Raw genomic sequence first — 19,933 nt, forward strand, 5'->3', positions numbered from 1 at the left:
ATCTGTCACCCCCCCCCCCGGGGCCCACGCACTCGTGCGGGTGATCCTTCCGAAGGGGCGCTGATCGGGGTCTCGCGCATGACTACACTGCTCCACATACACGCGTCAGGCCCACAGTGTCGTGCGTCTTCCACGCGGCAAGCCCCTCCACGCCTGCGGCCGTCGGGACGGCCGTCCGCACTGGATCTGTGAGGACTCACGTGAGCTCGAAACCTGTCGTACTCATTGCTGAAGAGCTGTCGCCCGCCACGGTGGACGCCCTGGGCCCGGACTTCGAGATCCGGCACTGCAACGGCGCGGACCGCGCCGAGCTCCTCCCCGCCATCGCCGATGTCGACGCCATCCTGGTGCGCTCCGCCACCAAGGTCGACGCCGAGGCCATCGCCGCCGCGAAGAAGCTGAAGGTCGTCGCCCGCGCGGGCGTCGGTCTGGACAACGTCGACGTCTCCGCCGCCACCAAGGCCGGCGTCATGGTCGTGAACGCCCCGACCTCCAACATCGTCACCGCCGCCGAGCTGGCCTGTGGCCTCCTCGTGGCCACCGCGCGCCACATTCCGCAGGCCAACACCGCCCTGAAGAACGGCGAGTGGAAGCGCTCGAAGTACACCGGCGTCGAGCTGAGCGAGAAGACCCTCGGCGTCGTCGGCCTCGGCCGCATCGGCGTCCTGGTCGCCCAGCGCATGTCCGCCTTCGGCATGAAGATCGTCGCCTACGACCCCTATGTGCAGCCCGCGCGCGCCGCGCAGATGGGCGTCAAGCTCCTCTCGCTGGACGAGCTCCTCGAAGTCGCCGACTTCATCACCGTGCACCTGCCCAAGACCCCCGAGACGCTGGGCCTGATCGGCGACGAGGCGCTGCACAAGGTGAAGCCCACCGTGCGCATCGTCAACGCCGCGCGCGGCGGCATCGTGGACGAGGAGGCGCTGGCCTCCGCGCTCAAGGAGGGCCGCGTCGCCGGCGCCGGCCTCGACGTGTACGCGAAGGAGCCCTGCACGGACTCCCCGCTCTTCCAGTTCGACCAGGTCGTCTGCACCCCGCACCTCGGTGCCTCCACCGACGAGGCCCAGGAGAAGGCGGGCATCGCGGTCGCCAAGTCCGTGCGCCTCGCGCTCGCCGGTGAGCTGGTCCCGGACGCGGTCAACGTCCAGGGCGGTGTCATCGCCGAGGACGTGCGCCCCGGCCTGCCGCTCGCCGAGAAGCTGGGCCGGATCTTCACCGCGCTGGCCGGCGAGGTCGCCGCCCGCCTCGACGTCGAGGTCTACGGCGAGATCACCCAGCACGACGTCAAGGTGCTCGAACTCTCCGCGCTCAAGGGCGTGTTCGAGGACGTCGTGGACGAGACGGTGTCGTATGTGAACGCCCCGCTGTTCGCCCAGGAGCGCGGTGTCGAGGTGCGCCTCACCACCAGCTCCGAGTCGCCCGAGCACCGCAACGTGGTCACCGTCCGGGGCACCCTGGCCGACGGCCAGGAGGTCGCGGTCTCCGGCACGCTGGCCGGCCCCAAGCACCTTCAGAAGATCGTCGCGATCGGTGAGCACGACGTGGACCTGGCGCTCGCCGACCACATGATCGTGCTCCGCTACGACGACCGCCCCGGCGTCGTCGGCACGGTCGGCCGCATCCTCGGCGAGGCCGGTCTGAACATCGCGGGCATGCAGGTCTCCCGCGCCGACGTGGGCGGCGAGGCGCTGGTCGTCCTCACCGTCGACGACGACGTCCCGGCGACCGTGCTGGCCGAGATCTCCTCGGAGATCGGCGCCGCCTCGGCCCGCTCGGTGAACCTCACCGACTGACCACGCCGGCCTCACGGGTTCCACCCGTACCCGGTATGTAGACGCGCGTCTTACACAAACGTCTGCATGCCGGGTACGCTGCTGTCATGGGACATCGTGAGGATCTGCTCGAAGGCGCCAAGCGCTGCCTGCTGGAGAAGGGGTACGCGCGCACCACGGCGCGCGACATCGTGGCCGCGTCGGGCACGAACCTCGCCTCCATCGGCTACCACTACGGCTCCAAGGACGCGCTGCTCAACCTCGCGTTCATCAAGCTGACCGAGGAGTGGGGCGAGGGGTTCGCCCCGGACGGGGAGGGCCCCGAGGGGGCGCCGGAGTTCCCGGCCGCGCCGCTCGACCAGTTCCGCGAGACCTGGGAGCGGGTGATCGGGAGCTACGAGCAGACCCGCGCCGTCTGGCAGCTCCAGATGGAGGTCATCTCCCGGATCGACTCCGACCCCGAGCTGCGCAAGGCCCTCGCCGGCCCGCAGCGTGCCGGGCGCGACGGACTCGCCGAGGGCATGATGGGCATCGACCCCGAGACCGACCCCGAGCGCGCCCGCGTCGCCGGCCTCTTCATTCAGGCCCTCCTGGCCGGGGTCATGGTCCAGTGGCTGATGGACGCCGACTCGGCCCCGTCCGCCCAGGACCTGACGGACGGTCTGAAGGTCGTCATGGAAGGCCGCAGCCCGGCCCCCGAGGGACCCCGGTGACCGTCCGGGCCGGTCAGCCCTTCGACCTCGCGCGCACCGCCGCCGAGGTGGCGGCCCTGCTCAACGCCCCGCTCCCGGCCGCCGGCCCCACGGCGGCCGAGGGCGACCCGGACACGGGGGAGTGGCGGGCGACCACCGGCGCGGGCTTCCGGGCCGTCCCGCTCTGGGAGTCCGGGGACGACGGGAGCGGCGGCGGCGACGCGTGCGACCCCGACGAGGCGGAGGAGGCGGCCGAGGCCCGGCTCGACGCCCTCGTCGCGGAGCTGGAGACCCGCTGGGGCCCGCACCACCGCGTCGCCGTCCATGTCGCGCTGCTCCTGAAGCAGGAGGGCACCCCGGTCCCCCCGCTGTTCGACGCCCTGCTCGACGAGGACTGCTGCGGTGACCTGGCCGCCTGGGGCCCGCTCCCCGGACCGGAGGACCGGCCGGCGGACCGCTGGGCCGGCGTGAGCGTCGGCCGCAGCGACGGCGACGCGCCCCTGGTCATGGCCGCCGTGGTCAGCGACCGCCCGATCACCGCCCCGCCCCCGCCCGCCTGGCTGTGAGCCCGGCGCGTCACCGCAGCCGGGCCGCCTTCAGGGCCATGTGGAGCAGCAGCCGGTCCTCGCCGTCGTTCAGGTCGAGGCCGGTGAGCTGCTGGACGCGGGAGAGCCGGTAGTACAGCGTCTGGCGGTGGATGCCCAGCTCGGCGGCGGTCCGGGACGCCTGGCCCGCGCAGTCCAGGAACACCTCCGCGGTGCGGGCCAGGTCCCGCTGGGCCGGGGTCAGCAGGGGGCGCACCGCCGGGTCGGGCAGGGCGTCCGGGGCGAGCGCGGTCAGCGTGCGGTACGGACCGATGGCCGTCCAGTCGGCGACCGGGCCGAACCGGGTCTCCGCCGCCGCGGCCCGGGCCGACCCGGACGCCTCGTGCCAGGCGTCCGCCAGTTCCGCGAGGCCCCGGCGCGGGACCGCGAGGCCCGCGGTGGCCGTCTCCCCGGCGGTGGCACGCAGCCGGTCCGCGGCGGTGAGCGCGGGGTCCAGGACCTCCGGCGACCGCAGCCGGATCAGCGCCGCCAGCGCGGGCGGGCCGGACCGGCCCGGCAGCGGGGCTCCGGTCAGCGCCGCCGCCGAGGGGACCGTGCGCACGGCGGGCGCGCCGTCCGGCCACGGGGCCACGCACACCACGGTGTGCAGCCCGTCCGCGTCGGGGCCCAGCGCCTCGGCGAGCGCGGCCACCGCCATGTCCCGCTGCCAGCCGCGCCCGGCGGCCAGTACCGCGCCGAACTCCCGGGACAGGTCGGTGCCCGCCCGCTCCTCGTCGGCCAGCAGCGCGCCGATCCGGGCGGCGACGTCCATCGCCGCGTCGAGCTGGCGGTCGGTCGGCCCGGGGTCGGCGTCGAGCAGCCATACGTAACCGAGCACGACACCCCGATGGCGTACCGGCAGGCAGATGCGGTCCCGGTAGACGCCCGCCTCGGGGGCGGCCGGGATGCGCAGGGGGCCGGTGGCGCGGGTGATGCCGAAGTTCTCGAACCAGGCGCGGACCGCCGGGGTGGAGCGCCGGGTGAGGATCGACCGGGTGCGGACCGGGTCCATCGCCGTGGTGTCGTCGCTGTCATGGGCTCCGAAGGCGACCAGGCCGAAATCCCGGTTCTCCAGCGTCGCGGGGACGCCGAGCAGCGCGGAGATCTCGTCCACCAGCTCCTGGTAATCGCCCTTCACCCGGCCATTCTCGCACCCCTTCAGACATATGTCTGAGATCCAGTCCACGGATGTGTGGCAGCTGTCGATGGCAGGGAAACGGCGCGATCCTTAGATTTCACGGTGGTTCTCCGTGCTGTACCGCTTATGTTCGTTACACGGCATATACGGCGGTGTGGCTTCGTTCGTACTTTCCGTGGAGGTGCCCCGTGCTGGGTCCCGTGATTCTCGCCGCGTCGCGAAGCGACAAGATGCGCCGGTTCATCTCGGCCGCGCCCGGCACCAAGCAGGTCGTGGACCGCTTCATCGCCGGTGAGACGGTCGACCAGGTCGTCCCCGTCATCGAGGACGCCGCCGACAAGGGCCTGGAAGTCACCCTCGACGTCGTCGGCGAGGACATCACCACCCCCGAGCAGGCCGCCGCCGCTCGCGACGCCTACCTGGAGCTCGTCGAGCGCCTCAAGGACCTCGGCCTGGGCACCAGGGCGGAGATGTCCGTCAAGCTGTCGATGTTCGGCCAGTCCCTGGACGGCGGCCACGAGCTGGCCCTCGCCAATGTGCGCCCGGTCGTGGAGGCCGCCGCAGCCATCGGCACCACGGTCACCCTGGACGCCGAGGACCACACCACCCTCGACTCGATGTTCGCCATCCACGAGGAGCTGCGGAAGGACTTCCCGCAGACCGGCTGCGTCATCCAGGCGTACCTCTTCCGCACCGAGGAGGACGCCCGCCGCCTCGCCGCCGCCGGCAGCCGCGTGCGGATCGTGAAGGGCGCCTACAAGGAGCCCGCCTCCGTCGCGTACCAGGACAAGGCCGAGATCGACAAGGCGTACGTCCGCATCCTGAAGACCCTGATGCAGGGCGAGGGCTACCCGATGATCGGGTCCCACGACCCCCGCCTCATCGCCATCGCCCAGGAACTGGGCCGCAAGGCCGGACGCAAGCTGGACGAGTACGAGTTCCAGATGCTGTACGGCATCCGCAGCGACGAGCACATCCGGCTCGCCGCCGAGGGCCACCGCATGCGTGTCTACACCGCGTACGGCACCGACTGGTACGGGTACTTCATGCGCCGCCTCGCCGAGAAGCCGGCCAACCTGCTGTTCTTCGGCCGCTCCATCCTCACCAAGGGCTGAGCAACCCCTCCACCCTCCCAACGACTGACTGAAGGAGCATCGGAACCCATGGACGCTGTGACCCAGGTCCCCGCGCCGGTCAACGAGCCGGTCCACTCCTACGCCCCGGGCTCCCCGGAGCGCGCCCGCCTGGAGGCCAAGCTCAAGGAGCTCAGCCAGAACCCCATCGACCTGCCGATGACCATCGGCGGCGAGAAGCGGATGGGTGGCGGCGAGCGCGTCGACGTCGTGCAGCCCCACAACCACAAGGCCGTCATCGGCACCTTCGCCGGCGCCACCGAGCAGGACGCCCAGGACGCGATCGACGCCGCCCTGGCCGCCGCCCCGGCCTGGCGCGCGATGTCCTTCGACGACCGCGCCGCGATCATCCTGCGCGCCGCCGAGCTGCTGTCCGGCCCGTGGCGCGAGACACTGGCCGCCTCCACCATGCTCGGCCAGGGCAAGACCGCCCAGCAGGCCGAGATCGACTGCCCCTGCGAGCTGGTCGACTTCTGGCGCTTCAACGTGCACTACGCGCGCCAGATCCTCGCCGAGCAGCCCCCGGCCAACTCCCCGGGCGTGTGGAACCGCATGGACCACCGCCCGCTGGAGGGCTTCGTCTACGCGATCACGCCGTTCAACTTCTCGGCCATCGCCGCCAATCTGCCGACCGCGCCCGCCCTCATGGGCAACGTCGTCGTGTGGAAGCCGTCCCCGACGCAGACCCACGCCGCCGTGCTGCTCATGCAGCTCCTGGAGGAGGCCGGTCTGCCCAAGGGCGTCATCAACCTGGTGACCGGCGACGGCATCGCCGTCTCCGAGGTGGCCCTGAACCACCGCGACCTGGCCGGCATCCACTTCACCGGCTCCACCCCGACCTTCCAGCACCTGTGGAAGACCGTCGGCAACAACATCGCCAACTACCGCACCTACCCGCGGCTCGTCGGCGAGACCGGCGGCAAGGACTTCGTCGTCGCCCACCCGTCGGCCGACCCGGCCGTCCTGAAGACCGCCCTGACCCGCGGCGCCTTCGAGTACCAGGGCCAGAAGTGCTCGGCGACCTCGCGCGCCTACATCCCGGCCTCCATCTGGAACTCGGGCTTCAAGGAGGCGTTCGCGGCTGAGGTCGACTCCATCACCATGGGTGACGTCACCGACCTGTCGCACTTCATGGGCGCCGTCATCGACGACCGCTCCTTCGCGAAGAACAAGGCCGCGATCGACCGCGCCGCCGCCGACCCGGCGTGCACGATCGTCGCGGGCGGCACCTACGACGACTCGGTGGGCTACTTCGTCCGCCCGACCGTCATCGAGTGCACCGACGCCGAGAACGAGGTCTTCACGACCGAGTACTTCGGCCCGATCCTCGCCGTGCACGTCTACGAGGACGACGCGTACGACGCGATGCTGGAGCAGATGGAGTCGGTCTCCGACTACGCCCTGACCGGTTCCGTCATCGCGAACGACCGCGCGGCCGCCGCGTACACGATGGAGAAGCTGCGGTACGCCGCGGGCAACTTCTACATCAACGACAAGTCGACCGGTGCCGTCGTCGGCCAGCAGCCCTTCGGCGGCGGCCGCGCCTCGGGTACGAACGACAAGGCCGGCGCCCCCCAGAACCTCCAGCGCTGGACCCTCACCCGGGCCATCAAGGAGACCCTGGTCCCGCCGACCGAGTACACCTACCCCCACCAGGGCTGACGCCCCCCGGGGCGCCCCGGCGCCCCGCCCCGATTCCCGCCCCCCGTCCGGTTCCCCTGCCGGACGGGGGGCGGTTTCCATACGGGGCTCAGCTCCACCCGCGCACGATCAGCGCGAGCCCGGCCGCGAAGCCGCCGCCGAGCAGCACCAGGCAGGGCCCGTACAGCCGGCGGTGGCGGCGCAGCAGCAGTCCGAACGCGCCGAAGGCCAGCCCCACCGAGAGCGTCCGCGCGCCCCGCGCCGCCGCCGAAGCGGCCACCCAGTCCGCCGCGGGCACCGAAGCCCGGCCCGCCTCCGCCCCGTACACCTTGAACGGGATGCCGTTCCACGGCTGGTGGCGGACGGCCGACGCGCCCTCCACCGCCAGCTCCGCGCGGACCTCCGCCCGCATCCGGTCCGTGGTCAGCGGCGCCGGCAGCTGCGCGCCCGCCGCCGCCATGTGCAGCGCGAGCAGCCCGCCCACCAGGCTCCCGGCCAGCGCGGCCAGCGACATCCTCAGGGCCGCGCGCGGCACCGCCACGCAGACCGCGGCGAGCAGCAGCTCCGGCATCAGCGGCCAGCTCAGCGCCTCCGCGAACGCCCAGCAGAAGGCCAGCGGCAGCCCCGCGCGGGAGGTGACGACCGAGGCCACCCGCCTGCGCACCGCGGAGTCCCGCAGCGGTTCGGCGGCCGTACGGCCGTGCAGTCCGCGCACCGCGTCCCGGGCCGCCTCCGGGGTGACCCCGGCGGGCAGCGGCTCACCGATCGTCACCCTGACCAGGGATGAGCGCAGCCGGCCGTGCTTGGGCAGCAGCCGGTCCGTGCCCGCGATGCCCACCGGCACCACCGGCACACCCGCCTCCTCGGCCAGGACCAGCGCGCCCTTGTGGAAGGAGCCGAGGGTGCCGTCCGGGGCGCGGGTGCCCTCCGGGAAGAGCACGACCGCCCGGCCCTCGCGCAGCTCGCCGGTCATCGTCAGCAGGTCCGCCATCCCGCCGCCCGCCCGGCGCACCGGGAAGCCGGCCGCCAGCCTGCGGCAGATCCGGCGCCGCCAGGGGGAAGCGAACCAGTAGTCCGCCGCCGCGCCGATCGCCGGGCCGTGCCGTGCGTCCAGCGCGGCCAGGAGCGCCGCCGTGTCCGCGTGCGAGGTGTGGTTGGCGACGACCACGCAGCCGCCGTGCGGCAGCCGGCCGCGCCGCTCGATCCCGCCGGTGAGGCTGAGCACGCCCCACCACAGCCCGCGCCGCAGCGCGGAGGCGACCCGCGAGCGGACCGGGAGGACACCGGAGGTGCGTACAAGCGTGCTTCCCAGAGGCTTCACGTCATCACCATCGCCAGGAGGAGGGCCACCAGCAGGGAGTCGATCCGGTCGAGCAGGCCGCCGAAGCCCGGCAGCCAGCTGCCCGCGTCCTTCACCCCGGACTCGCGCTTGACCATCGACTCGACGAGGTCGCCGAGCACGCACCCGCCGGCCACGGCCGCCCACAGCGGCAGGGTGAACGCGCCGAGCACGAGCAGCAGCGCCCCGGTCGCGACGGCCGCGCCCAGCACCCCGGCCCACGTCTTGTTCGGGGAGAGCGGCGACAGCGGCCGGGCGAGCGGACCGCGCCGCCCCAGCGCCGTACCGCCGCACCACGCGCCGACGTCGCCGAGTGCCACCGCCAGGCCCACCGCCACAGCCGTGTCCCCGAGCGTCACCAGGCCGATCTGCGCGAGCGGGATCCACAGCAGCCCGAAGGCCGTCCGGGCGGTGCGGGTGAAGCCCGTGCGGTCGTCGCCGCCCAGCACGGAGGGGAGCGCCGCCGCGACGAGCAGCAGGGCCGCCGTCCGCAGGTCCAGCAGGTGCGGGGCGAGCCAGGCCAGCCCCGGAAGGACCGCCGACGCCACCGCGAGGACGGCCAGGTCGCCCCGGCGCAGGCCCGCCATCCGGGCGTACTCGCCGGCCGCGACCACGCCGAGCCCGGCGGCCAGCGCGTACGTGCCGCCGCCGCCCAGGAAGAACGCGCCCAGGAAGACCGGCGCGACCACGGCCCAGGTCCGCCACCGCCTGCGCAGCTCGGCGCGCATCCGGACCCGCGCGGGCAGCACCGCGACGGCGACCCCGCCCGCGCCCAGCACCCCCGCGACCAGCGGCACCGCGCGGACGGCGGCCTCCTCGGCGATCAGTACGGCGCTCATGCCGGCTCCCGCCAGAGGCCGGCCAGCCGGAGGGCGGCGGTGAGCAGGGAGCCGACGGCGATCACGGCCAGCACCGGGACGGCCCAGCCGCTCGCGGCGGCGATCACGACGAGCAGGCAGCGCTCGGTCTTGCCGACCGGGCCGCCGTTGCGGCGGGGCGCCCCGGCGGCTGCCCCGGCCAGCGACACCCAGGAGGGCAGCGTGGCCGCGAGACCGGCCAGCGCGACCAGCCAGAGCGGGGCGAGCGTCAGGAAGCCGGCGAGCACGACCAGGTCGGCGACCCGGTCGCCCAGCTCGTTGAGGACGGCGCCGCGCCGGGTGGCGCGGCCGGTGTCCCGGGCGAGCGCCCCGTCCAGGTTGGCGAAGGCGAGCCGGGCCGCGAGCAGGACGGCGACCGGCAGGGCGGCGACCGGGGCGGGCAGCCAGGCCAGGGAGGCGGCGGCACCGGCCGCGGCGGCCACCCCGGCGGCGGTGAGGGTGTCGGGCGACACCTCACGGCGGACCAGCGAGGCGCGGACGCCGGAGAGCCGGTCCGCGTACCAGGGCTTGAGAGCGTAGAGGCCGTTCATGGCTGCAACTCTCGTGCGCCGCACGTTCTTTCGACACGGCCCGGGTACTCAAGTACGCCTGAGTACGCGCGCGGCCCGGCCCTACGCGGCCGTGCGGATCAGCATCTTCCCGGTGTTCTCGCCGCGCAGCATGCCCAGGAAGCCGTCCACGGTCCGCTCGAAGCCGTCCACGACCGTGACGTCCGGGGTGATCCCGCCGCTGCGCAGATGCGGCACCAGCAGCGCCTCCAACTCGTCCTGCGCATCGCGGTGGTTGCGGACGAGGACACCTTCGAGGCGCAGGCTCTTGCCGACCACGTCGAACAGGTTGCGCGGGGCGGGCGGCGGCGTGTGCGCCGAGTGGTACTGGGCGATGGCGCCGACCCAGGCGATGCGGCCGAAATCGCGCATCGCGGAGATGACGCCCTCCAGGTGGTCGCCGCCCACGTTGTCGACGGCGGCCTCGATCCCGTCCGGCGCGGCCTTCGCCAGCAGCTCGCCGACCGGCCCGTCGTGGTAGTCGAACGCCGCGTCGAAGCCGAGCTCCCCGGTGAGCCGGGCGACTTTGGCGGCCGAGCCCGCGCTGCCGATGATCCGGCCGGCGCCGAGCAGCCGGGCGATCCGGCCCACCGCGGTACCCACCCCGCCCGCTGCGGCGGAGACGAAGAGGTCCTGGCCCGGGCGGAGTTCCAGGACACGGGTCAGGGCCGCGTAGGCGGTGAGGCCCGTGCCGCCGAGGATCGAGAGGTGGGCGGTGAGCGGCACCCCCTCGTACGACGGGAGGCGGCGGGTGCCGTCGGTGCCGGCGGTGACCAGGGCGTGGGTGCGCCAGCCCTGCCGGTGGAAGACGAGGTCGCCCTCCGCGAGGCCCGGGTCGCGGGAGGCGGTGACCCGGCCGACGGCACGGCCCTCCAGCGGGGCGCCCAGCTCCCAGCCGCCGTCCATCTCCTCGCGGTGGTACGGGTCCACGGAGAGGTAGAGGTTCTCCACCAGTGCCTGTCCGGGGGCGGTTTCGGGCACCGGTGACTCGGTGAGGGTGAAGAGGTCCGGGGTGGGGAAGCCCGTGGGGCGGGCGGTGAGGTGGAAGGTGCGGGCGGTGCGTGTCGTCGTCATGGCAGCGACCGTAGGGAGGAACTTTCCGGCCCGGCAGGGGGTTGCGTCGATGGAAAGGCCGTTTCCATGAACGGCGTTCATGGAACGAGGGGGACCCGCACGATGGCCGACCCGACCCCGCACGAGCTGCGCATCCTGCTCGCCGTCGAGAGTGCGGGCAGCTTCTCCGGCGCCGCCGCGGCCCTGGGCATGACGCAGTCCGCCGTCTCCCACGCGATCCGCACCACCGAGCGCAGGATCGGCGCGGTCCTCTTCGAACGGGGCCGCAAGGGTGCCATGCCCACCGCGGCGGGCACGAGCACCCTCGGGTACGCCCGGCGCGTGCTGCGGCTGCTGGAGGTGATGGGCGTCGAGGCGCGGGCGGCGGCGGCCGGACCCGGGGCGGCCGCCATCCCGGCAGGGCCGCTGCGGATCGCGGCCTTCCGCAGCGCCGCCCTGCATCTGCTGCCGCCCGCACTGGAACGGCTGCGGACCCGGCACCCGGGGATCGAGCCGGTGGTGCGGGTGGTGCGCGAGCTGGGGCGGGGCACGGCGGGCGAGGTCCTGGACGGGCGCGCCGATCTGGGGATCGCGACGGTGGGCGGGTCCTCACCGGTGCCGGACGAGCTGGTCGGGGGAGTGCTGCGGGAGGAGGAGTACGCCCTCGTGCACCCGGCCGGTCATCCGGCGCCCCGGACGCTCCCGCTGCTCGACTGGGCGGAGAACTGCACCTCGTACACGCGGGAGTGGTGGGCGGCGCAGGACTGGATCCCGCAGGCGACCGTGGAGGCGGAGGACGACGGAGCGGTGCTCTCGATGGTGTCCGCCGGTCTCGGTATGGCGATCATGCCCGGACTGTCCCTGTGCGGAGCACCCGACTCGGTCGGGATCACCGCTCTCGGACCGGAGCGCCCGACCCGCTCCGTGGGCTATGTCACCACCCCTGAACTGGCACGATCCGCGGCCGTCCGGGCCCTGATCAGGGAGCTGAGGGGGAGCGGAGGGTGAGCTGGGAGTGAGCGGCGGGTGGGCCGGCGCAAACCTCCGTCTCAGATAGTAGGAAGTCCGAGTAATTGTGGAGACAGACCGGCCCGGCTGCTCTAACTTTGTAGAAGCCGAACGTCTCGCTAGATCAAGCGACTGGCGGTCGAGAGCGCGCGCCCCTGCGCAGGCAACCCCTGCGGCGTCCGTTCCCCGCCCCTTCCGGCGCCTCGAAATCAACGATCTCGACATCACCCCACGCTGTTCGATCTCGAAATCCTCGCGATCTCAAGGAGTCGATCCACCATGGCCGAGACCACCACCCGCCGCCGCGTCCGTCACGCCCACCGCCCGACCGAGTCGGAGCGGCAGGCTGCCGCCGCCGCCCTGCAGCGCGCCCTCGACCGCAGGGACAACGGCGGCTCCACCGGTCACTGACCGGCCCCGAGGCTTGTCCCGCAATTCCCGGCGGGCGCACGACGACAGCCACGGCACCTCGCCGCGTTGTCGAAAAGCCCGAATACGTCCGGTATGCGGGCGCCTCTCCGCCTTGCCATGCACCGCATCCGACGCCGCGCGCTGATCCACCAGGAATTGCGGGACAGCCCTAGCCGCGGCTGATCTCGAAGTGGTCGACGCGTTCGCCCGACTCGGCGAGCGCGGTGACCTTCATCCGGGGGTGCCGTCCGGTCTCCACCTCCACCGCGAGGAACGAGAAGCCGGTGTACCGCACCCGCGACCACTCCACGGTCTCGGCGGCCTTCACGCGGCCCTTGGCCACGTGGTACGTGTCCACGCTCTCCAGGTCCGCGACGTGCCCCTCGTAGCTGTCGGGCACCGGGAAGTCGTACAGCGCCTTGCCCGCGCCGCCCGCCGTGACGTAGACGATGCCGTCCCGGCGGGGGTCGGTCCGCTCGCCGATCGGCACCGGTCGCCCGACGGCGTTCCCCAGGATCGCGTCGGTGCGCTCGTAGACGTGGTTGTGCCCGTTGATGACCAGGTCCACCCGGTGCTTCTCGAAGAGCGGCACCCAGGCCTCCCGCACCCCGCCGTCCGAGGCGTGCGCGTTGGTCGTGGAGAAGGCGCAGTGGTGGAAGAAGACCACCAGGAAGTCGATGTCCCGGCGGGCCCGGAGCTCGCCGAGGCGCCGGTCCAGCCAGCGGGTCTGCCGGCCGCCGCTGATGCCGAAGTTGGCCGGGATCTCGTAGCTGACGTCGTTGGCGTCGAGCGCGATCACGCCCACGTTGCCGTGGACGAAGGAATAGGCACCGGGCTGGTTGACGGGGTCCGGACCGTTGTCCGGCAGGGTCCAGCGCGCGTTCTGGCCGCCGTAGCCGTCCGGCGAGTACCACGCCTCCATGTCGTGGTTGCCGGTCGTCACCATCCACGGCACGGTCTTGGCGACCGTCTCCGTCTGCGCGAGGAACTGGTCCCAGGTCCGCGCGTCATAGGTGTCGGTGGTCTGCCCGGAGCCCGACGGGTCCGCGTAGCAGATGTCCCCGGCGTGCAGGTGGAAGGCCGGGTTCTGGCCCAGGATCAGCTGGTCGTTGCCGAGCGCGTGGTAGCTGACGCCCTGGTCGCCGAAGGCGGTGAACGTGAAGTTCTCCGCCCGTGCCGGTGCGGTGGTGAAGGTGCCGAGCGTGCTCAGGTTGCGCGCGTCCGCCGGGTCGAAGCCCTCGTGGCCGACGCCGTAGTAGTACGTGGTGCCGGGCTTCAGCCGCTCCAGGGACGCGTGGACGTAGAACTGCTCGGCCGCCGCGATCCTGCCGTCGTTCAGCCGGGGCGTCGTCAGGTGGCGCACCTCCGCGTCGATCCGCCGGCTCAGCGCCCACGGCTCGAGACCGATGCGGATGTACGGGCGGCGCACCGCGAACGGCACCTGCCAGGAGACCGCCATCCGCGTCCTCGGGTCCGCCCCGTACGCCAGGTGCCGGCCGAAGGGTGCGACCAGCGCGCCGTCGACCCGCGTGGTGCTGCGCGAGGTGAGGACGGTGGGCGCCGCGTACGCGGGGGAGGAGGCGAGGCCGATCCCGGCGCCGGCCACGGCCGCGGTCGCCACGCCGGTGCGCAGCGCCCCGCGGCGGGTGAGCCGGGTGCGGAGGTAGTCGTGCTGCTCGGCCATGGTCATGCGGCCGGCGAGCTTCTCGGGGATGCCGAAGCGGGGGAGGTCCATGGACGACAACCTCCACCGCCCGCCCGACGGCACACCGTCGAATAGGTGAACGGTACACGTACAGATGATCATGTGTCCGTATGGTGGACGGCGCGTGTCATGGGGTGGGACGAGCAGTAGGGTGCCACCATGTCTCGCAGCATCAATCTCGCAGTGATCCCCGGTGACGGTATCGGCCAGGAGGTCGTGGCCCAGGGCCTCAAGGTCCTCAACGCTGTTCTCCCGCAGGATGTGAAGCTGGAGACCAAGGAGTACGACCTTGGCGCCCAGCGCTGGCACCGTACCGGTGAGACCCTTCCCGACGCGGAGCTCGACGCCCTCAAGGGGCACGACGCCATCCTGCTCGGCGCGATCGGTGACCCGTCCGTGCCCTCCGGCGTCCTGGAGCGGGGGCTGCTGCTGAAGCTGCGCTTCGCCTTCGACCACTTCATCAACCTGCGGCCGTCGAAGCTCTTCCCGAACACCGAGACCCCGCTCGCCGGCCGCCCGGACATCGACTTCGTCGTCGTCCGCGAGGGCACCGAGGGCCCGTACACCGGCAACGGCGGCTCGCTGCGCACCGGCACGGAGCACGAGGTCGCCACCGAGGTCAGCCTCAACACCGCCTTCGGCGTCGAGCGGGTCGTCCGGGACGCCTTCGAGCGTGCCGCCGCCCGCCCCCGCAAGAAGCTGACGCTGGTCCACAAGAACAACGTCCTGGTCTACGCGGGCAGCCTGTGGAAGAACATCTTCGACAAGGTCGCCGCGGAGTACCCGCAGGTCACCACCGATTACCTGCACGTCGACGCCGCGACGATCTTCTTCGTCACGCAGCCGGAGCGCTTCGACGTCATCGTCACCGACAACCTCTTCGGCGACATCCTCACCGACCTCGCCGCGGCCGTCTCCGGCGGCATCGGCCTGGCCGCCTCCGGCAACATCAACCCGACGGGTGCCTTCCCGTCGATGTTCGAGCCGGTCCACGGCTCCGCCCCCGACATCGCGGGGCAGGGCAAGGCCGACCCGACCGCCACGATCCTCTCCGTCGCCCTCCTGCTGCGCCACCTCGGCTACGAGGCCGAGGCCGTGCGCATCGAGGACGCCGTCTCCGCCGACCTCGCGGAGCGAGGGGGGCACCTCCCGGGCCTTTCGGGCTCCGGGGGAGGGACCGCCCGTACGACCGACGAGATCGGCGACGCCCTCGCGGTACGCGTAGCGGGCTGATCCGACGACTCCACCACGAAGCCGCCGGGTCGCAGACGCACCCGGCGGCTTCTCCTGTGCGGCCCCGGGTGTCACCATCGAACCCTGGACCGCATTCACGCCATTTCGTGCACGGCAGCCTTCGAGCAATAATCGAACGGGGCCGTGGCTCGCTGCGAAGCTCGGACGTCCTAGCACCTGAAGGCGTGCACGCGGTCCTACACACACATCACGGTGAAGGACACGCACTCATGACGACCACGATCGAGCTCAAGCCCTCCTCGAACCCGCTGTCCGACGCGGAGCGCGAGGCGATCCTGGCCCAGCCCGGATTCGGCCGCTACTTCACCGACCACATGGTGACGATCAAGTGGACCGAAGGCCGCGGCTGGCACGACGCCCAGCTCGTGCCGTACGCGCCGCTGTCGATGGACCCGGCCAACATGACGCTCCACTACGGCCAGGAGATCTTCGAGGGCCTGAAGGCGTACCGCCAGCCGGACGGCTCCGTCGCCACCTTCCGCCCCGAGGCCAACGGCGAGCGCTTCCGCTCCTCCGCCCGACGCCTCGCCATGCCGGAGCTGCCCGTCGAGACGTTCGTGGCGGCCTGTGACGCGCTCGTCCAGCAGGACGCGGCCTGGGTCCCGGCCCACGGCGGCGAGGAGTCCCTGTACCTGCGCCCCTTCATGATCGCGACCGAGGTCGGCCTCGGCGTCCGGCCGTCCAACGAGTACCTGTTCCTGGTCATCGCCTCGCCGGCCGGTGCCTACTTCCCCGGCGGTGTGAAGCCCGTCTCCATCTGGCTCTCCGAGGACCGGGTCCGCGCCGTCCCCGGCGGCATGGGCGACGCCAAGACCGGCGGCAACTACGCCGCCTCCCTCCTCGCCCAGGCCGAGGCCGCCGCCAAGGGCTGCGACCAGGTCGCCTACCTCGACGCCGTCGAGCACAAGTGGGTGGAGGAGCTGGGCGGCATGAACCTCTACTTCGTGTACGGGGACAGGATCGTCACCCCGTCCCTCACCGGCTCCCTGCTCGCCGGCATCACCCGGGACTCGCTCCTCAAGCTGGCCGGTGACCTCGGCTACACCTCCGAGGAGTCCCGCGTCTCCATCGACCAGTGGCGCGAGGACACCGCCGCCGGCACCCTCACCGAGGTCTTCGCCTGCGGCACCGCCGCCGTCATCACCCCCGTCGGTACGGTGAAGAGCGCGGGCGGCGAGTGGACCCAGGGCGACGGCACGCCCGGCCCGGTCACCCTCAAGCTGCGCGAGCGCCTGCTCGACATCCAGCGCGGCACCGCCGAGGACACCCACGGCTGGATGCACTCCCTGGCGTAACACCCCGTGAGGAGGGCCCCCGGTGTCTCGCCGGGGGCCCCCCCCACGCCCGCATCCTGAGACGGGCGGTTCACGGCGGCGGTCCTTGTGCCAGACTGCTTCCGTGTCCTCGTTCGTCATGATTATTGGCAGCAGGCGCGCCGGTCCGCAGTGACCGTCCCGTACCACCACGTACGGCACGGCCACCGTGCCCCAGACCCGCGCGCAGACCTCTCGCACCCGCGAGGGGTTTTTTGTTTTCCGGCCTCCACCTCGGCCGGGCACACGGCGCACGGGATGATGGGGGCAAGTGGAGCCAGATCGTCCGGATCCACTCATCCGACAGGAGTCAGACCAGCAATGACCACCGAGGCCAAGCCCACCGACGACAGCTTCCATGTCTTCGACACCACGCTGCGCGACGGTTCACAGCGTGAAGGCATCAACCTGACGGTCGCCGACAAACTGACCATCGCCCGGCACCTGGACGAGTTCGGCGTCGGCTTCATCGAGGGCGGATGGCCCGGCGCCAACCCGCGCGACACCGAGTTCTTCGCCCGCGCCCGCCAGGAGATCCAGTTCAAGAACGCCGAGCTGGTCGCCTTCGGCGCGACCCGCAGGGCGGGCGGCGCCGCCGCCGAGGATCCGCAGGTCAAGGCGTTGCTGGAGTCCGGCGCCCCGGTGATCACGCTGGTCGCCAAGTCCCACGACCGCCACGTCGAGCTGGCCCTGCGCACCACTCTGGAGGAGAACCTGGAGATGGTCCGCGACACCGTCTCCCACCTCCGCGAGCAGGGCCGCCGGGTCTTCGTGGACTGCGAGCACTTCTTCGACGGATACCGCGCCAACCCCGAGTACGCCAAGGCCGTCGTCAAGGCCGCCGCCGAGGCCGGCGCCGACGTGGTCATCCTCTGCGACACCAACGGCGGGATGCTCCCGGCCCAGATCCAGGCCGTCGTCTCCACGGTCCTCGCCGACACCGGCGCACGGCTCGGCATCCACGCCCAGGACGACACGGGCTGTGCCGTCGCCAACACCCTCGCCGCCGTCGACGCGGGCGCCACGCACGTCCAGTGCACCGCCAACGGCTACGGCGAGCGCGTGGGCAACGCCAACCTCTTCCCGGTCGTCGCCGCGCTGGAGCTCAAGTACGGCAAGCGGGTCCTCCCGGACGGCGCCCTCGCCGACATGACCCGCGTCTCGCACGCCATCGCCGAGGTGGTCAACCTGACCCCCTCCACGCACCAGCCGTACGTCGGCGTCTCGGCCTTCGCGCACAAGGCCGGGCTGCACGCCTCCGCGATCAAGGTCGACCCGGACCTCTACCAGCACATCGACCCCGCCCTGGTCGGCAACACCATGCGGATGCTGGTGTCCGACATGGCCGGGCGGGCCTCCATCGAGCTGAAGAGCGACGAGCTCGGCATCGACCTCGGGGGCGACCGGGAGCTGGTCGCCCGGGTCGTGGCACGGGTCAAGGAGCGCGAGCTCAAGGGCTACACGTACGAGGCCGCCGACGCCTCCTTCGAACTGCTGCTGCGCGCCGAGGCCGAGGGCCGGGTGCGGCGCTACTTCCGTACCGAGTCCTGGCGGGCGATCGTGGAGGACCGCCCCGACGGCACCCACGCCAACGAGGCGACCGTGAAGCTGTGGGCCAAGGGCGAGCGGATCGTCGCCACCGCCGAGGGCAACGGCCCGGTCAACGCCCTGGACCGGGCGCTGCGCGTGGCCCTGGAACGGATCTACCCGCAGCTCGCCAAGCTGGAGCTGACCGACTACAAGGTCCGCATCCTGGAAGGCCGCACCGGCACCGACTCCACCACCCGCGTACTGATCACCACCGGCGACGGGACCGCCGAGTGGTCGACCGTCGGGGTCGCCGAGAACATCATCTCCGCGTCCTGGCAGGCGCTGGAGGACGCGTACACGTACGGTCTGCTGCGCGCCGGCGTCGAACCGACGGACTGACCCCGAGGGTCTCCGCCCGTACCCGCCCGCCCCCGTCCGCCCGCCTCAACCGGCAGGGCGGGCGGGGGCGTTCGCGTGCACGGCCCCGTACGGGCACCGAGTGAACGGGATCCGGGGCGCCCGCGTCAAGAGGTCTCTGTGCGTTCAGGAATTGAACGAAAGGGCCGTGTTCTCCTCGTTATCAGATGGGTACGGACCAATCTCGACGTGAAGTATTGACGGCTGTGTTCCAGCGGGGTTAACTCACGCCACCAACGCCGGTACCGGTTCCGGAACCGGTTGCGGTACCGGTTCCATCCATGGCCGTCACGGCCGTTCCCTCTGTCCCGTTGTGTCCTGGAGGCCCCCGATGCGCGTCACCATCGCTGATGTCGCCCGCGAGGCCGGCGTCAGCAAGACGACCGTCTCCCGGGTCATCAACACCAAGGGCGAGGTGGACGGTTCGACGGCCGCGCGTGTTCGCGAAGTGATCGCACAGCTCGGTTACGTCCCCAGCTCCGGCGCCGTCGGCCTGGCCCGCGGCAGCAGCCGCACGGTCGGCATGCTGGTGCCCTCGCTGACCTGGCCCTGGATGGGCGAACTGCTCCAGGGCGTGGTCGACACCGTCGAGGCGGCCGACTACGGACTGCTGCTGTTCACCTGCAACCGCGGGGCCGAGTCCGTGGAGCGCTTCACCAGCCAGGTGTCGGCCCGGGCCTTCGACGGCCTGGTGGTGGTGGAACCGGAGAACACCCTCGACCACCTCACCGAACTGCACCGCGACGGCCTGCCGATCGTGCTCATCGACGATCGCGGCCACCACCCCGAATTCCCCTCCGTCGTGACCACCAACCACGAAGGAGGCGCGTCGGCCGCCCGCCATCTGCGGGACGCCGGTCGCACCAGGCCCGTCGTGATCACCGGCCCCGAGCACTTCGGCTGCGTACGCGACCGGACGGCCGGGTTCGTCTCGGTCCTCCCCACGGACCTCGTCGTCCTGGGGGACTTCACCGAACGCTCCGGCCGGCTCGCCGTGGAACAACTCCTCGCCTCGGGCACGGAGTTCGACTCGGTCTTCGCGCACAACGACATCACCGCGGCAGGTGTGCTGCGGGCGTTGCGCGCCGCCGGGAAGACCGTGCCCGGTGACATCGCGGTCGTCGGCTTCGACGACATCCCGATGTCCGAGCACACCGAACCGCCCCTGACCACCGTGCGCCAGCCCACCCGGCAGATGGGTGAGACGGCCGCACGGATGCTCCTCTCCCACCTGGGCGGCACGCTCGCACCGGACACCCCGGTCGTGCTCCCCACCGAACTGGTCGTGCGCCACTCGGCGCCCCCAGGTCGTGTCACCTGACTGCCGCCTGCCGGGCGACGTCTGGCACGCGCGCTCGCGGCATCGCCGAAGAGTCCTCGTAGCGGAGCTGCCAGGGCTCTCCGGCGCCTTGCGATCGCACGCACCGGACGCCGCCCGGCCGCCCTCCGGGCGACGACGGCAGTCAGGTGACACGACCTAGCGGACAAGGGCACCCCCAAACCCACGCCGCACCCGC

General features: G+C 72.3%; 17 protein-coding genes. 11 read left to right on the plus strand and 6 right to left on the minus strand.

Features of this window, described 5'->3' with window-relative positions; translation table 11 throughout:
* Positions 1 to 200 precede the first annotated feature (200 nt).
* The 3 genes from serA to ACN6LM_RS30100 all read left to right on the plus strand — a co-directional run bounded on the left by serA (position 201) and on the right by ACN6LM_RS30100 (position 3,030).
* On the plus strand, positions 201 to 1,793 hold the full coding sequence (gene serA / locus ACN6LM_RS30090) for a phosphoglycerate dehydrogenase (protein ID WP_445068514.1): 1,593 nt from the start codon (positions 201 to 203) through the stop codon (positions 1,791 to 1,793).
* A gap of 86 nt (positions 1,794 to 1,879) precedes the next feature.
* Positions 1,880 to 2,485, plus strand: coding sequence for a TetR/AcrR family transcriptional regulator (locus ACN6LM_RS30095; protein ID WP_445068516.1), 606 nt, complete (start codon positions 1,880 to 1,882; stop codon positions 2,483 to 2,485).
* Positions 2,482 to 3,030, plus strand: a complete 549-nt coding sequence (locus tag ACN6LM_RS30100; RefSeq protein ID WP_445068517.1) for a hypothetical protein — start codon at positions 2,482 to 2,484, stop codon at positions 3,028 to 3,030. Before ACN6LM_RS30095 ends, ACN6LM_RS30100 begins: the two co-directional genes overlap by 4 nt.
* A 10-nt stretch (positions 3,031 to 3,040) precedes the next feature.
* Here ACN6LM_RS30100 and ACN6LM_RS30105 read toward each other — a convergent pair whose 3' ends face one another.
* Positions 3,041 to 4,186: a PucR family transcriptional regulator gene (locus ACN6LM_RS30105; RefSeq protein WP_445068519.1), complete on the minus strand. Its 1,146-nt coding sequence runs from the start codon at positions 4,184 to 4,186 to the stop codon at positions 3,041 to 3,043.
* 188 nt (positions 4,187 to 4,374) lie between these two features.
* Here ACN6LM_RS30105 and ACN6LM_RS30110 point away from each other — a divergent pair, with 188 nt between their 5' ends.
* Positions 4,375 to 5,301 (plus strand): proline dehydrogenase family protein, encoded by a 927-nt coding sequence (locus tag ACN6LM_RS30110; RefSeq protein WP_445068520.1) that lies wholly within the window; start codon positions 4,375 to 4,377, stop codon positions 5,299 to 5,301.
* A gap of 48 nt (positions 5,302 to 5,349) precedes the next feature.
* A complete protein-coding gene (gene pruA, locus ACN6LM_RS30115; protein ID WP_445068521.1) occupies positions 5,350 to 6,981 on the plus strand; it encodes an L-glutamate gamma-semialdehyde dehydrogenase in 1,632 nt (543 codons plus the stop codon).
* Positions 6,982 to 7,069: 88 nt separating this feature from the next.
* On the opposite strand, the gene ACN6LM_RS30120 is transcribed toward pruA, so the two are convergent.
* The 4 genes from ACN6LM_RS30120 to ACN6LM_RS30135 all read right to left on the minus strand — a co-directional run bounded on the left by ACN6LM_RS30120 (position 7,070) and on the right by ACN6LM_RS30135 (position 10,799).
* Entirely contained in the window at positions 7,070 to 8,281 is a 1,212-nt protein-coding gene (locus ACN6LM_RS30120; RefSeq protein WP_445068522.1) for a lysophospholipid acyltransferase family protein, read from the minus strand.
* Positions 8,278 to 9,138: a phosphatidate cytidylyltransferase gene (locus ACN6LM_RS30125; protein WP_445068523.1), complete on the minus strand. Its 861-nt coding sequence runs from the start codon at positions 9,136 to 9,138 to the stop codon at positions 8,278 to 8,280. Before ACN6LM_RS30125 ends, ACN6LM_RS30120 begins: the two co-directional genes overlap by 4 nt.
* Positions 9,135 to 9,707, minus strand: a complete 573-nt coding sequence (locus ACN6LM_RS30130; protein WP_445068525.1) for a CDP-alcohol phosphatidyltransferase family protein — start codon at positions 9,705 to 9,707, stop codon at positions 9,135 to 9,137. Before ACN6LM_RS30130 ends, ACN6LM_RS30125 begins: the two co-directional genes overlap by 4 nt.
* A gap of 81 nt (positions 9,708 to 9,788) precedes the next feature.
* A complete protein-coding gene (locus ACN6LM_RS30135; RefSeq protein ID WP_445068526.1) occupies positions 9,789 to 10,799 on the minus strand; it encodes an NADP-dependent oxidoreductase in 1,011 nt (336 codons plus the stop codon).
* Positions 10,800 to 10,901: 102 nt separating this feature from the next.
* Between ACN6LM_RS30135 and ACN6LM_RS30140 the strand changes: the two genes are divergently transcribed.
* The gene (locus ACN6LM_RS30140; protein ID WP_445068528.1) at positions 10,902 to 11,786 is read left to right on the plus strand and encodes a LysR family transcriptional regulator; all 885 of its coding nucleotides are present in this window, start codon (positions 10,902 to 10,904) and stop codon (positions 11,784 to 11,786) included.
* Between the two features lie 279 nt (positions 11,787 to 12,065).
* Positions 12,066 to 12,197 carry a hypothetical protein gene (locus ACN6LM_RS30145; protein ID WP_018102494.1) on the plus strand — a complete coding sequence of 44 codons (132 nt, stop codon included), beginning with the start codon at positions 12,066 to 12,068 and terminating at the stop codon, positions 12,195 to 12,197.
* A 169-nt stretch (positions 12,198 to 12,366) separates the two neighbouring features.
* Here the strand turns inward: ACN6LM_RS30145 and ACN6LM_RS30150 are convergent, their stop codons facing one another.
* A complete protein-coding gene (locus ACN6LM_RS30150) occupies positions 12,367 to 13,932 on the minus strand; it encodes a purple acid phosphatase family protein (protein WP_445068529.1) in 1,566 nt (521 codons plus the stop codon).
* Between the two features lie 129 nt (positions 13,933 to 14,061).
* On the opposite strand from ACN6LM_RS30150, the gene ACN6LM_RS30155 reads away from it, so the two are divergent.
* From ACN6LM_RS30155 to ACN6LM_RS30170, 4 genes are all read left to right on the plus strand, one after another.
* On the plus strand, positions 14,062 to 15,135 hold the full coding sequence (locus ACN6LM_RS30155; RefSeq protein ID WP_445068530.1) for a 3-isopropylmalate dehydrogenase: 1,074 nt from the start codon (positions 14,062 to 14,064) through the stop codon (positions 15,133 to 15,135).
* A 230-nt stretch (positions 15,136 to 15,365) separates the two neighbouring features.
* On the plus strand, positions 15,366 to 16,451 hold the full coding sequence (locus ACN6LM_RS30160) for a branched-chain amino acid aminotransferase (RefSeq protein ID WP_445068531.1): 1,086 nt from the start codon (positions 15,366 to 15,368) through the stop codon (positions 16,449 to 16,451).
* A 339-nt stretch (positions 16,452 to 16,790) separates the two neighbouring features.
* The gene (cimA, locus tag ACN6LM_RS30165) at positions 16,791 to 18,398 is read left to right on the plus strand and encodes a citramalate synthase (protein WP_445068532.1); all 1,608 of its coding nucleotides are present in this window, start codon (positions 16,791 to 16,793) and stop codon (positions 18,396 to 18,398) included.
* A gap of 349 nt (positions 18,399 to 18,747) precedes the next feature.
* Entirely contained in the window at positions 18,748 to 19,737 is a 990-nt protein-coding gene (locus ACN6LM_RS30170; RefSeq protein ID WP_445068534.1) for a LacI family DNA-binding transcriptional regulator, read from the plus strand.
* The last annotated feature ends 196 nt before the right edge of the window (positions 19,738 to 19,933 follow it).

The organism is Streptomyces sp. SAS_281, from assembly GCF_052542855.1.

Bases quoted from the DNA above. Each gene is read 5' to 3' on its own strand.
- ACN6LM_RS30095 (WP_445068516.1), top strand. From the start codon at position 1,880: ATGGGACATCGTGAGGATCTGCTCGAAGGCGCCAAGCGCTGCCTGCTG.
- pruA (WP_445068521.1), top strand. From the start codon at position 5,350: ATGGACGCTGTGACCCAGGTCCCCGCGCCGGTCAACGAGCCGGTCCAC.
- ACN6LM_RS30125 (WP_445068523.1), bottom strand. From the start codon at position 9,138: ATGAGCGCCGTACTGATCGCCGAGGAGGCCGCCGTCCGCGCGGTGCCG.
- ACN6LM_RS30130 (WP_445068525.1), bottom strand. From the start codon at position 9,707: ATGAACGGCCTCTACGCTCTCAAGCCCTGGTACGCGGACCGGCTCTCC.
- ACN6LM_RS30135 (WP_445068526.1), bottom strand. From the start codon at position 10,799: ATGACGACGACACGCACCGCCCGCACCTTCCACCTCACCGCCCGCCCC.
- ACN6LM_RS30140 (WP_445068528.1), top strand. From the start codon at position 10,902: ATGGCCGACCCGACCCCGCACGAGCTGCGCATCCTGCTCGCCGTCGAG.
- ACN6LM_RS30145 (WP_018102494.1), top strand. From the start codon at position 12,066: ATGGCCGAGACCACCACCCGCCGCCGCGTCCGTCACGCCCACCGCCCG.
- ACN6LM_RS30150 (WP_445068529.1), bottom strand. From the start codon at position 13,932: ATGGACCTCCCCCGCTTCGGCATCCCCGAGAAGCTCGCCGGCCGCATG.
- ACN6LM_RS30155 (WP_445068530.1), top strand. From the start codon at position 14,062: ATGTCTCGCAGCATCAATCTCGCAGTGATCCCCGGTGACGGTATCGGC.
- ACN6LM_RS30160 (WP_445068531.1), top strand. From the start codon at position 15,366: ATGACGACCACGATCGAGCTCAAGCCCTCCTCGAACCCGCTGTCCGAC.
- cimA (WP_445068532.1), top strand. From the start codon at position 16,791: ATGACCACCGAGGCCAAGCCCACCGACGACAGCTTCCATGTCTTCGAC.
- ACN6LM_RS30170 (WP_445068534.1), top strand. From the start codon at position 18,748: ATGCGCGTCACCATCGCTGATGTCGCCCGCGAGGCCGGCGTCAGCAAG.